Source organism: Streptomyces sp. NBC_00273 (genome assembly GCF_036178145.1).
Classification (GTDB): Bacteria; Actinomycetota; Actinomycetes; order Streptomycetales; family Streptomycetaceae; genus Streptomyces.
In genome coordinates this window covers 1281220-1293375 of record NZ_CP108067.1, presented here as the reverse complement: position 1 = coordinate 1293375, position 12156 = coordinate 1281220, and the positions used below count along the sequence as shown (strand labels likewise).

Sequence of the window (12156 nt, the reverse complement as noted above, 5' to 3'; positions counted from 1 at the left end):
CCTGCCTGCCCCTCGGACGCCTGCCCCTCGGACGCCACCGCTCGGGACACCGCCTCTCATGGGCGCGGCAGTGGGGTCGACGGGAACGCGCCCGATCCGGTGATCCGCCCGGCACGGCATGAGCCGGGTTGCCTGCCCTCCCTCCGGCCGGGCTCACGCCACTGGCGAGCCCGTACCCGCCCATCGGCCCGTTCCGCTCACCCCCACCACGCACGCACATCAGGCCACGGGGCGATCCGGGGTGTGGAGAACGGGATACCTCCCCCCGGAGGATGGCGCGACCGTCCGCCCGGCAGCGCGTCGGAGGCGCGGTGCGCGAGGGGGACTCATGAGCTTCACCGTCTACGACACGGCGGACCTGCCGCGCGAGCACCGGTTCGAGTGGTGGCGCGAGACGGTCAGCCTGGGCGCCGGCCCGACCCGGATCACGACGGACCGGCCATCGGATTTCACGGGCAGCATGGGCATCCTCTCCCTGGGCGCCACACGACTCGCCGTGCTGGACTTCCCCCCTCTCGTCTCCGAGCGCACGGCCCGCCTGATCCGCCAGTCCGACCCGGAGACGTATGAGGTGACGCTCCTGCTCAGCGGCGGGATGGACGTCTCACAGTGCCGCCAGGACGCCAGACTCGCCGCAGGCAACTTCAACCTCTGGTCCTCGTCCCGCCCCTACACCGGCCGGAGCACCTCTGACCGTGACTCCGGTCCGTCCCGCGCCATCGTCCTGCACCTGCCACGCGTCGATCTCCTGCTGCCCGAGGCGAAGACGGACCGGCTGATCGCCCACGCGCTGCCTTCGGCGACCGGGATCGGGGCCGTCCTCGCCCGCCACCTCGTATCCGTCGTCCAGGAGGCGAAATCCCTCACGGAAGGGGACGGGGAACGACTCGGCGATATGACATCGGACTTGGCCACGGCCTTCCTCGCCCACTACGCGAGCGCCGCAGACCGCCTCCCCCCGGATACGCGCCGCCAGTTGCTGATGCGGCGACTCGATCTCTTCATCGAGGACAACCTCGCCGATCCCCGACTCTCGCCGCCGGCCATCGCCGCACGCCACCACATCTCCGTACGGCTGCTGCACAAGCTCTTCGCGGAACGCAAGGAAACTGTGGCCGAGACGATCCGCAGGCGCCGGCTCGAACGGTGCTCTACCGACCTGCTGGACCCGACGTTGTCCTCCCTCCCCATCCACGCGATCGCCAGCCGCTGGGGGTTCACCGACGCGGCGGTCTTCAGCCGTGCCTTTCGCACCGCGTACGGAATCTCACCTCGGGAGCACCGACATCGCCACGGGGCGCGGCCGGAACCGGGATGGGCGCTCAGCCCATAAGCCGGGACCGTGCGCTACGACGGCGCCTGCTTTGTTGCTGGAGGGGACACCAGCAGAGGAGCGAGCCCAACGCCTTGGCGGTCGGTGGCCCGCTCCAGGAACGGTGCACCGGTCACGGCCAGGACGCCGGCGGTGACAGCGGCGAGACATGATCCATCCTCGTGGTAGCGGAACGTCGATCAGCTTCCGGAAAGAGCCGCTGTGAGACGGGCATCAGGTGACCGATCCCGTGGCGGGGACGGCGAACTACGGTGCCCCCGAAATCAACCAGAAACCAACAGGTCTCAACGGGTGAGGTCTATGAGACTCCTGCCGTGGGAGATCGTCAACCCCGCGCCGTTGGCTGAGATGGGCTCGTAATCTTCCTTGGTTCCCCTTGTGTGAGGTCGGTCCGGTGGCTTGTTCTCGCGGTTGATTCGCTAAGCCCGGCCATCCAACAGAAGCTCGTCGATCACCACTACTGAACAGAAGTCAACAAGAATCGGGTTCCGATCACTTACGCTGACACCCCATCACCCGGCATGCCTGGGAGTCGGCCCTGCTTCGACGTCGCGGGCAACGCGCGTACCGGACCACTCATCCACGACACCACCATCAAGCGACTCCGCTATGCGACGCTCCGTCAACTCGCAGGCTCGCCACCGTAGTTAGCGTTTCGTTATAGACCAGCAAGTGATCTCCACTGGTTCTCCATCTGTACTGCACAGTATGGTCTGCGCAGCTTCAGCCACCGGGCGAACACCTGAATGACCGGTTGCGGAGGTTCGGTCCCGTGCCCGACGGTGCGTGAGAGGGGCGGCGACGCCTGTCCTTCCGAGTCTCGCCAGCCCCCAAAACCTCACCCGATCGCCGCGGCCGAATGGCTGCCCGGCTTCGCCGTCCCCTCTCCCCTCACCAACCGAACTCCCCGCTTCGTACGAGGAAACGCCCATGCCCATCGCAGTGCTGCCGTCCTCCACCCGCCGCCCAGCCCCTCTCCTCACAGCGTGCACCGCCGCCCTGATGGTCGTCGCTCTGGGCGCTGCTTCGCCGGCCGCCGCAGCCGATTCGGTCTCGTACGACTTCGAGTCCCCGTCCCAGAAACTGCCGTTCATGGCGCTCAACGGCTTCGGCCGCGTTCTGGTGGGGCCCGCACCCGGAGGGAAGTCGGGGCAGGCGGCGCGCGTGAACATCCCCAACGACGGGCGTTCGTTCAAGTCCGAGCTGGTCATCAAGGGGCTCGACGCGGGCAGTCATCGTTTCGTCTTTGCCAACTACCTGCCCGGTGACTGGCAGGAGCGGGACCTCGACACCATCGTCGCCCAGTGGTTCAGCACGCAGGACGACGGCGGGGGCATCAAGCCCGTCGTCGCGCTGTCGGTCCACGGCGGCAACTGGCAGCTGAAGGTCCACTGGATGAGCAACGGTGAGATACAGGAATCCGTCCTCCCGCTCGGTGCTGCGCGTCCGGGCCATTGGAACCGGTGGGTCTTCGACATCACGTGGTCCACCGCGGGCAGGCCCGGCTCGATCCACGTCACGCGGGACGGCGTCACCGTCGGTTCGCACCAGGGTGCCAACAACTACCACCGCGGCGATCCGCCGCACTTCCGGATCGGTGCCTACCGGCCCAGCTGGCGTCCGGAGAAGGGGCCGGAGAAGCGGGCCGGAGCAGCCGAGGCGGTCCTCTTCATCGATGACATCGCCATCACCAGCACCACCCCCGGCACCCAGCCGAACCCGGGCCCCACCACCCCCGCCACCCCTGCCCCCTCGGGTTCCCCGACCCCGTCGCCCAGTCCCACGTCCACCAGCTCACCCTCCGCCTCCGCACAAGCCGGTGCCGCGTCCACAGGCGCTACGTCGACGTCCGCCGGCGACGCAACTCCCGGAGCGACCGGGAAGAAGTCGAACGCCAACGGGTCCTCGCTCCCGAGCGCCGGCGCGACCGGTGTGATCGCCATCGCGGCTGCCAGCGTCGTGGCACTGGCCGTCGGCGCGTACCTCCTCCGACGACGCAGCGCCACCCGATCGACCCACGGTCGGCACCGTCCGTAAGGCTTCTGCCGCACCCGCCGCAACTCCGGCCATTTCCACAGCTTGTCGGAAGTTCACAAGTTCCGCGGGGGCCGCGCAGCCTCGGGTTACGCTCCCCGCCCCGGGTCGGCCGGCACCTGAGCCGCCCGGGGCAACTGCGCCGAGCACACGGGCCTGCCGTGCGATTGCTGTGCTCCTGCGGTTGCTCTCCGCATGAACCAGCCACCAGGTCCACGTCTTCGCACAGTTCGGGGGGCAGTTCGACGAAGGCGTCGCGGTCCTGCTGCAGCCCCTCTCCGTGCCCGTTACCGGTAGCAGCCCTCTTCGCCGGCCATCGGCATCAAGCCCGTGGCCGCAGCACCCTTCGGCCGCCACCCCGTCTCCGCAACGCCGATGTCTCCCCGCCCTGCGCCTGCCTCGCACGCCCACTGATGGAAAGCCCTGCCCCGTTGACGCTGGCCGATCACCAGACCGCCGCCCCGCCGTCCGCCACATACGGAGCCGTGCTGGGCAGCCGACACGTTGTCCGCCTGCTCGGCGGAACCCTGACCGGGCGCCTGCCCAACAGCATGGTTCCCGTGGGGCTGGTCCTGTGGATCACCGATGGCGGAGGGTCGCTGGCCTTCGCCGGACTGCTTGCCGCGCTGTACGGGCTGGCTTCCGGGCTGTCCCAGCCGGTCAAGGGGAGACTGATGGACCGCCACGGCCAGACCCGTGTATCGGCACCGGCGGTGCTGCTCAACGCGGGCTGCCTGGCCGCGCTCCCCTGGATCGGAGCGTGCGGGCACCCGGCGGCGGTGACCGCTGTAGTGGGGTGCGCGGGTCTGGTCACACCTCCGCTGGAGGCAGGACTACGGGCACTGTGGCCGACCGTCCTGCCCGACCTCGGGCGGCGCCGAGTCGTTCAAGCCCTCGACACCGGCTCGCAGGGACTCCTCTACATCGCCGGCCCCCTGCTCGCCTCGTGGCTCGCCACCACGCACGGGCCCAACACCGCCTTGACCGCGACCGCCGCGCTCTCACTCGTGGGCACAGCGGTCGTTCTGACCGCCACACCGTCACGGACCTGGCGTCCCGCCACCACCGGGGCGACCGGAACCGAACGGCTGACGAGCGCCGGCCTGACTGCGCTGTACACCGCACTGGCGGGAACGGGGTGCGCCTTCGGAGCGATGAACGTGTGGGCCGCTGGAATGGCCGCCACCCACGGCCTGGCCATGCTCTCCGGCGTGCTACCCGCCGCGTTCTCCACCGGCAGTCTCCTGGGCAGCCTGATCTACGCCCGCCGGGCGCGGCCCGGCACGACCCCCACCCGACTCATCACCACCAGCGCCCTGTTCCTCATCGGCTGGGGGCCCCTGCTCGCCCAGCCCGGCCCCCGCACAGCCATCGCCCTCACGGCGATCCCGGGGCTGTTCTTCACCTTGATCATCACCCACGGGTTCCACACCGTGGACGTTCTCGCTCCACCGTCCCGCACCACCGAGGCGTACGCCTGGCTGATCCTGTCGGTCGGCACCGGCCAGGCCGTCGGAACCGCGCTCGCCGCAACCCTCACCGCACACTCCGACATGCTCGCCGGGCTTCCCGCCGCAGGCGCCGCGACCGCACTCACCATCCTCACCCTCGCCCGCAGCAAGCTCGGCCCAGAGCGCCGCCCCAATCGCCACCGGCGTCACGGCCGCCACCGGAAGGACCACGTCAACCCTCCTCTGCGAGAAGCCCGCGTGGCCGTCGCCAGTAAGTGCCGCCCGGGCCAGGTCCCCGCTCTCGCCAGCCGGGTCCGGCATCGGTGATCGAGCCTCCCGCCGGCGGGGCCTCCTTTCGCGGGGAGGCCGCCGAGGTGCCGCTGGCCGGTGGCGGCGCCCGGATGCACCTGCCACTGCTGGACGGCAACGACACGGTGGGCGTGTCACCCCTTGCCCCTGATGGACCAGGACGGTTCGGCTGCAGCCTTGACAGCGTCCGACCATGCCCCGAAACTCTCCTGCAACTTCATGTTTACGTCAACATGGTCACCCGCTGGTTGGCGTGCATGATCGTCGGATCCCGACTTTCTCCCTGGACAGGAGGAGGCGGGGCGGAGGGTCGATCCCAGCCGTCCCGCGCGGGATTCACCTCAGCCATGTCGCCGAACGCGCTCACCTCACCCCGCCAACCAGCGGGAATGGTCAGTCGACCTACACGCGGTCATCAGCGACAACCGTGAAGCCGCCCGCGAGGCCGTTGCGGCCCTGACCGCGGCCGACCACCGCCGCATCGGATTCGTCTGGGGACCTCCTGTCCCGGAACAGCCCACCACTCGACGCGCGCTGCTCGCCGCGTCGGCCCGCGATCTGTGGACCGACAGCGAGCGGCTGCGGGGGTATCTCGATGCGCTCGACGACGCCGGCATCCTCTTCGACCCGCAGCTGGTGATGGTGGGCCCCAAGACCGAGAACCGGGCCACGCACGAGGTCGATCGCATGCTCAGCCTCACCGATCGGGCCACCGCCTTCTTCTGCACCGAGACCGACGCCATGACCGGAGCCCTGCGCACACTCAGGGCGAAAAGACTGTCCTACCCCGGCGACGTGTCACTGATGGGATTCGCACCGCGGCCAAGACGTGGGTGGAGTCCGTGCGCTGGGTGGTGCGCTCGCGGACGAGACCGGCCTCCTTCAGGCGCGCGAGCGCAAGGTCCAGGAGACGGTCGGCTCGGCCGCCCTCGGTGAGACGCTCGCGGAAGTCGGCCAACACGCTGTGGTGGAAGCCGGGATCGTCCAGTTCCATGGCCAGCGCGTACTTGAAATCGATGCGGCAGCGAACCGCCTCGGCCGCCTGCCGGTCCGACAGACCGAGCAGGAACTGCAGCACACAGACGGTGGCCAGCTGGGCGGGCGACAGCCCGGGGCGGCCGTCGCGCGGGTAGCAGTCGGCGAAGTCTTCGTCACGCCACAGCCCGCCCAGGTGGTCTCTCACCCACATCGCGGTCGTACCGCCCGGGTTGCTCGCTCGCGCCATCTGCACGGTCAGAGAAGGGACTTGCTCACCAGAACGGGCGTGGAGCGACAACGGGCACCTCGACAACTGCATCGGTCCTTGAACAGAGCCGAGCATGCCCGTTGATCATGCTGCCCCGCCGGGGATCCTCAAGATCCCCGACAGAGTCATGGCCGCCACGGCATCTGCGGACAGGGGCCCAGGCGGCTCCGCTTCGGCGGCCGTCGCTCCGAGCGGAAGGACGGCCAGCACGGTCGCGAGCGCGAGCGAACGCCAAGCAGCCTAGTTCATAAATCCCCTTGCGGTCACCGTGTGTACATAGCGTGTACGATGCGTGACCGTAGTGAGGGTCTGAAATGCCCGGCAAGAGCGCGCGGCTGCCCTTGGAGGCGCGTTGGGGGCGTGCGGGCCTTCGCGCGCGCCCTCGCGTCGCTGGAGTCCGGCTTCGCCGTGCTCTCGTCGACGTGACCAGCGTGAGTTCAGTCGCTCATCCACGAGGTGTATCTGGGATAGTGGCCAGCACTGCACTGCGCCTCGGGTACGACGACCGTCGGTCACGAGTTCTTCGGCGTGTCGGCAGCCGTCCTGCTGGAGTTGGCGCCACCGGCTCCCGAGGTCACCCATGTCATGGCCTGGGCGGAGTACGGGTGCAGCGCGAACCTGCGCCTCGCGGACTTCACCTCCGACCAGACCCTCATGGCCACGCACCACGACGGTGAGCCGCTCACCGCCGAGCACGGATTCCCGTTGCGCCTGGTCGTCCCCCACCCTCTACGGCTACAGCCGAAGTGGCTGCGCGCGATCGAGTGCATGACCCGGGACCGGCGCGGCTTCTGGGAAGAACGCGGCTACCACAACATCGCGACCCGTCCAGGTCGTGCCAGCCGGAAGACCGGTCGAGGTTGGCTGTGCGGCCGGCCGGGGTCAGCGGCGGACCGTGCCCGTGATCCGGGCGTACCCGATGATGTGGCGGGACATCACGAACGCGGCAATGGTCGGCGGCGTGGACGTGGGCAGGCCGAGTGTGGGGACGTCGAGTGCGTACACGGTGATCTCGTAGTGGTGGGTGAGGTCGCCGCTGGGCGGGCAGGGCCCCAGATAGCCGGCGTTTGCGGAGTCGTTGGCCCCGGTCACCGCGCCGGCCGGCAGTCCGGTGTCCAAGCCGTTGTGACCGGCGGGGACGTCCCAGACGAGCCAGTGCCAGAATCCGGCTCCGGTGGGCGCGTCGGGGTCGAACATGGTGATCGCGTAGCTGCGGGTGGCCTGCGGAGCGCCGCTCCACGACAGCCGGGGCTGTCGGTTGTCGCCGGTGCAGCCGAAGGCGTCGGCCCAGGTGTCGGCCGGGAGCGCCTCGCCGTCGCGCACATCGGGACTGGTCACCGTGAAGCGTTCGGCCGAGGCGGGTACACCCCTGCGGACCTCGCTGTATCCGTACTCCGAAGGGTCGATCGGGGGAGTGGCGGGCTCGGTGGCGGGCTCGGCGGCTGTCTCGGGCACGGTCACGGCCACTCCGGTGGTGAGCGGGGACTTCTTCATCGGATCCTCCTGAAGGTCGGTGGTGATCCGATGCTCCCGAGCGTGCGGGCAGGCGGGAAGGCCTTCCGGATGCTGGTACGCGCCGTACCACCGTCCGCTGTGGACAGGGAGCCGCGGTGCGGGGCGATGATGGGGGCGTGGTGCACATACGAACAGGGCGCAACGAGGAGCTGGCACAGTTCCTGCGGGCCATGCGGGAGCGACTGCGGCCGGACGAGGTGGGACTGGCGGACCAGGGACGTCGCCGTACACCGGGTCTGCGGCGGCAGGAGGTCGCCCAGCTCGCTGCCGTCAGCGTCGAGTGGTACATCCGGCTGGAGCAGGGGCGGGCGAGCGCGCCCGGCGCCGCGGTGCTCGACGGCCTCGCCCGGGCGCTGCGGCTGTCGCCCGCCGAACGCCGCCACCTGCACGTGATCGCCCGGGGCGAGGCGCCGGTGCCCCGCCCCGAGTGCCTGCCGGTGAGCGAGTCGCTGCGCGTCCTGATGGACGGAATGCCGCTCCTGCCCGCCTACCTCGTCGACTTCAGGTTCGACGTCCTGGCCCACAACAGCGCCGCGGCCGCGCTGTTCGGCGAGGACTTCGGCTCCGGCGTCGCGGACAACACGGCCCGGATGCTGTTCCTGTCGCCCCGCATGCGGGAGATGCAGTTGGACTGGGCCCGGGTCGCCCGCGAGACAGTGGGCAACCTGCGCGCCACGCTCGCACGCCACCCCGACGAACCACGGCTGCTGGAAGTGATCGGGGAACTGCGCTCGACCGCAACGGAGTTCGCCCTCTGGTGGGACGACCACACGGTCGGGCAGCGGGCTCACGGCACCAAGCGCATCAGCCATCCCGCAGTCGGCGAGCTGACCGTCCATTACGACACACTGGCCACCCTGGACGGGGCCGGACAGTCCCTGATCGTCCTCACACCGGCCGACACGGCGGCCGAGGCGTGTCTGCGCGCGCTGATGGTCGATCGCGCCGGCACCCTCGGCGGCCCCGGCCTGCACGCTCTGCCTGCTGCCCAGGCCCGGCACCCCGAGGTGCCCGGTGGCAGCGCTCAGCCCGGGCCGGCTCCCCGCCGCCGGCCCGGCCGGCGGTGACCGCCCCGCGGCACCGTGGCGGGATCACGCACCACACGTAGGGTGATTCCATGGAGATCAGAGAGTTGCAGTGGTTCGTGGCTCTTGCCGAGTGCGAGCACGTGACCTCCGCGGCCGAACGCCTCAACATCGCTCAGCCCACCCTCTCCCGTGCGCTCGCCCGCCTGGAGAAGCGGATGGGGGTGGCGTTGTTCGACCGCAAGCAGAACCGGCTCCACCTCAACAAGTACGGTGAGGTGTTCCGGGCGCACGCCGTACGGGCCATCAGCGAGATGGACCGCGCGGAACAGCGCATCGCCACCCTGATCGATCCCGACACCGGGACCATCACCCTCGGCTTCCTCCACTCCTACGGGACCTGGCTGATCCCCGCACTGCTCGCCGGGTACCACGCGATCGCACCGGCGACCACCTTCGAGCTGCGCGGCAGCGCCGCGGACGCCGTCGTCGACGGGGTACGGCAGGGCAGGCTGGACCTCGGCATCACCAGTCCCCGTCCCGCCGACACCACCCTGCGCTGGACGCCGCTCCGGGACGAGCCGCTGTCCCTTCTCGTGCCCCTGGGCCACCGTCTCGCCTCCCACCACCGGGTACGGCTGGCCGAGCTGGCCGCGGAGGACTTCCTCGCGCTTCAGCCGGAGTTCGGCCTGCGCCAGGTCGCGGACAAGCTGTGCGAGGCGGCCGGCTTCACCCCGCGGATCGTCATGGAGTGCACCGAACTCAGCACGCTCCGCTCTCTGGTGTCATCCGGACTCGGCGTGGCCGTGGTGCCCGCCACCGGTGACGCGTCCGCTCACCCCGCAGGCGCCGTCTCCGTCCCCCTGGCGGACCCGGGGGCCTTCCGGACCATCGGAGTGATCGCACAGGCCGGGGGCCCGCGCTCCGCGGTCGTGGCACGGTTCCACCAGTACATCCGCTCCACCGCGCAGCCATCCGACGCCTGAGGGGTACCGCCTTGTGCCGGTGACCTGGAAACATGCGCGCAGCGCATCAGGGCGCACGAGAAGCGTCATTTCACAGGGCCGATACCGGGGCCGAGGATCGTCCTATGAACATTCATGCCACCACCGTCCCCGCGTGGTCGTGTGGAAACCGGTACCCGACGCGGGAGCCGGCTCCTGGACCCGGTGCAGCCGAGACGGTTTGCGTACCGGAGCCGCGGCGGACCGCGCCCCTGCTGGGCGCGGTCTTCGTAGCGGCCGAGAAGAACATGGTCCGCGAGGTGCGTCACTTCACCTCGTCCCTGCTGGCCTTCTGGGGCGTGGCTGCCTGCGACCGCGAGTCGGCTCTCCTGGTCGTCGGCGAGCTCGGTGCCAACGCCGCTCAGTACGGGGGTGCGGAGCTCGCCGTTCGGCTGTCCCTGGAAGGCGTGATGCTCCGCATCGACGTACGGGATTGCGCTCCTCTTCCCTGCGCGCGACCCGGCGGTTCCACCACGCGTCCGGCCGGGGAGTGCGGGCGGGGACTCACCATCGTCGAGCACCTCGCCGATCGGGTCCGGACCACGACGTCCGGCGAGGGGCACATCGTCCGGGTCGACCTGCGCCTCACGCCGACCGCTCCCCACGGGGGGATGTGATGGCCCTCGCTCCCCGGTACGCCCGCTCGTGGCTGTTCACCCCGGCGGACCGTCCCGATCGCTACCCCCGCAGGGACCGGCCCGGTGCGGACGCGGTCGTCCTCGACCTCGAGGACGCCGTGGCCCCCGGCCGCAAGGTGCTCGCCCGTCACCACCTCACCCGGCCCGGCGCCGCCGGCATACAGGTCTGGGTGCGGATCAACGACCGCACCAGCGAGCACTGGCGTGACGATCTGGAAGCCGTCGCGGGCCTGCCCGCCCTCGCCGGGGTGATGCTGCCGAAGGCCGAACACGCCGAGCACGTGGCCTCGACGGCGGCCCTCCTGCCGGCCGGTACTCCCGTCGTCGCCCTGGTGGAGACCTCGCTCGGCATGGAGAACGCCTTCGCGATCGCCCGGGAGAGGGCCACTTTCGCCCTCGCCTTCGGCGTTGCCGACTTCCGGCGGGAGACCGGTCTGGGCGACGCGCCCGAGGCGTGGGCGTACTGCCGGACCCGGCTGGTCATCGCGAGTCGCGCAGCCGGACTGCGCGGACCCGTCGACGGCCCCGCCATGCACCTGGACGACATCGCCGCGGTACGCGCCGAGGCGGACGCGAGCCGGGCCGGCGGATTCACCGGCAAGCTCTGCATCCACCCGGCGCAGACGGCTGCCGTGAACGCCGCCTACAGCCCGGCTCCGGAACAGATCGCCTGGGCCCGCCGGGTACTGGAACAGGCCGCGCACAGTGAGGGAGCCGCGGTCCGGGTGGACGGCGAGATGATCGACCGTCCCCGCCTGGACCACGCCCGCAACCTGCTGGAGTTCGCGGCGGCGGTGGACGGGTAGGGCGGTGCGGCCGTCGGCGGGTCCGCTGCCGGCCGCCGTCCGTCGCCCGTACAGGGACCCGCCGGCCTCCTGAGGAAGCCGGCGGGTCCCTGTGCCGTGGGGGAACCGGGCCGAAGCACCCGGGTTCGTGGCGGTCCCGGTCAGTTGTCCAGGCCCGCCGCCGCCCTGGAGCGTTCGTCCCACACGGGCCGCACGGCGGCGAACGACGGCCCGCGGCCGCGCCGGTACACCATGAGCGTCCGTTCGAAGGTGATGACGATGACGCCGTCCTGGTTGAAGCCGACCGTACGCACGCTGACGATGCCGACGTCGGGCCTGGTGGAAGAGGTTCGCGCGGTCAGGACCTCCGACTGCGAGTAGATCGTGTCGCCCTCGAAGACCGGGTTCGGCAGGCGGACCCGGTCCCATCCCAGGTTCGCCATCACGTGCTGGGAGATGTCGGTGACGCTCTGCCCGGTCACCAGGGCCAGGGTGAAGGTGGAGTCCACCAGGGGGCGGCCCCATACCGTCTGCGCCGAGTAGTGCCGGTCGAAGTGCAGTGGCGCCGTGTTCTGCGTGAGCAGGGTCATCCACGAGTTGTCCGTCTCCAGCACGGTCCGTCCGAGGGGATGCCGGTACACGTCTCCCACCGCGAAGTCCTCGAAGTAGCGGCCCTGCCAGCCCTCCACGGGGGCGCGGTCCTGGACGGGGCGGCTGTGGTTCTCATTCGTCATGACCTCATCCTCGGAATGTCGGGGCCGGCTTGTGAAATGACGGGATGTGCGCCGGCCCATGTGTGACACGCATGGCCGAGCC

At 70.3% G+C, this 12156-nt stretch carries 10 protein-coding genes and 2 pseudogenes; 9 read left to right on the top strand and 3 right to left on the bottom strand.

Annotated features, from left to right (window positions below; genetic code table 11):
* Positions 1–328 precede the first annotated feature (328 nt).
* From OG386_RS05460 to OG386_RS46860, 4 genes and pseudogenes are all read left to right on the top strand, one after another.
* Positions 329–1333, top strand: coding sequence for a helix-turn-helix domain-containing protein (locus OG386_RS05460; protein ID WP_328787022.1), 1005 nt, complete (start codon positions 329–331; stop codon positions 1331–1333).
* Positions 1334–2263: 930 nt separating this feature from the next.
* The gene (locus OG386_RS05455) at positions 2264–3370 is read left to right on the top strand and encodes a heparin lyase I family protein (RefSeq protein ID WP_328787021.1); all 1107 of its coding nucleotides are present in this window, start codon (positions 2264–2266) and stop codon (positions 3368–3370) included.
* Between the two features lie 428 nt (positions 3371–3798).
* On the top strand, positions 3799–5145 hold the full coding sequence (locus OG386_RS05450) for an MFS transporter (protein ID WP_328787020.1): 1347 nt from the start codon (positions 3799–3801) through the stop codon (positions 5143–5145).
* 396 nt (positions 5146–5541) lie between these two features.
* Positions 5542–5883: pseudogene (locus OG386_RS46860) on the top strand (hypothetical protein); the annotation flags it as partial.
* Between the two features lie 7 nt (positions 5884–5890).
* Here OG386_RS46860 and OG386_RS05445 read toward each other — a convergent pair.
* Positions 5891–6352, bottom strand: a complete 462-nt coding sequence (locus OG386_RS05445; RefSeq protein WP_328787019.1) for a transposase — start codon at positions 6350–6352, stop codon at positions 5891–5893.
* Positions 6353–6853: 501 nt separating this feature from the next.
* Between OG386_RS05445 and OG386_RS05440 the strand changes: the two are divergent.
* A pseudogene (locus OG386_RS05440) lies at positions 6854–7195 on the top strand (molybdopterin-dependent oxidoreductase); the annotation flags it as partial.
* A gap of 60 nt (positions 7196–7255) precedes the next feature.
* Here the strand turns inward: OG386_RS05440 and OG386_RS05435 are convergent.
* On the bottom strand, positions 7256–7867 hold the full coding sequence (locus OG386_RS05435; RefSeq protein WP_328787018.1) for a YbhB/YbcL family Raf kinase inhibitor-like protein: 612 nt from the start codon (positions 7865–7867) through the stop codon (positions 7256–7258).
* Between the two features lie 137 nt (positions 7868–8004).
* Here OG386_RS05435 and OG386_RS05430 point away from each other — a divergent pair, with 137 nt between their 5' ends.
* The 4 genes from OG386_RS05430 (at position 8005) to OG386_RS05415 (ending at position 11361) form a co-directional block, all read left to right on the top strand.
* Positions 8005–8955: a helix-turn-helix transcriptional regulator gene (locus OG386_RS05430; RefSeq protein WP_328787017.1), complete on the top strand. Its 951-nt coding sequence runs from the start codon at positions 8005–8007 to the stop codon at positions 8953–8955.
* 50 nt (positions 8956–9005) lie between these two features.
* Positions 9006–9899, top strand: a complete 894-nt coding sequence (locus tag OG386_RS05425; protein ID WP_328787016.1) for a LysR family transcriptional regulator — start codon at positions 9006–9008, stop codon at positions 9897–9899.
* A 104-nt stretch (positions 9900–10003) separates the two neighbouring features.
* Positions 10004–10534, top strand: a complete 531-nt coding sequence (locus OG386_RS05420) for an ATP-binding protein (protein ID WP_328787015.1) — start codon at positions 10004–10006, stop codon at positions 10532–10534.
* Entirely contained in the window at positions 10534–11361 is an 828-nt protein-coding gene (locus tag OG386_RS05415; RefSeq protein ID WP_328787014.1) for an HpcH/HpaI aldolase/citrate lyase family protein, read from the top strand. The genes OG386_RS05420 and OG386_RS05415 overlap by 1 nt, the downstream gene beginning before the upstream one ends.
* 140 nt (positions 11362–11501) lie before the next feature.
* Here the strand turns inward: OG386_RS05415 and OG386_RS05410 are convergent, their stop codons facing one another.
* On the bottom strand, positions 11502–12074 hold the full coding sequence (locus OG386_RS05410; RefSeq protein ID WP_328787013.1) for a MaoC family dehydratase: 573 nt from the start codon (positions 12072–12074) through the stop codon (positions 11502–11504).
* Positions 12075–12156: the final 82 nt, after the last annotated feature.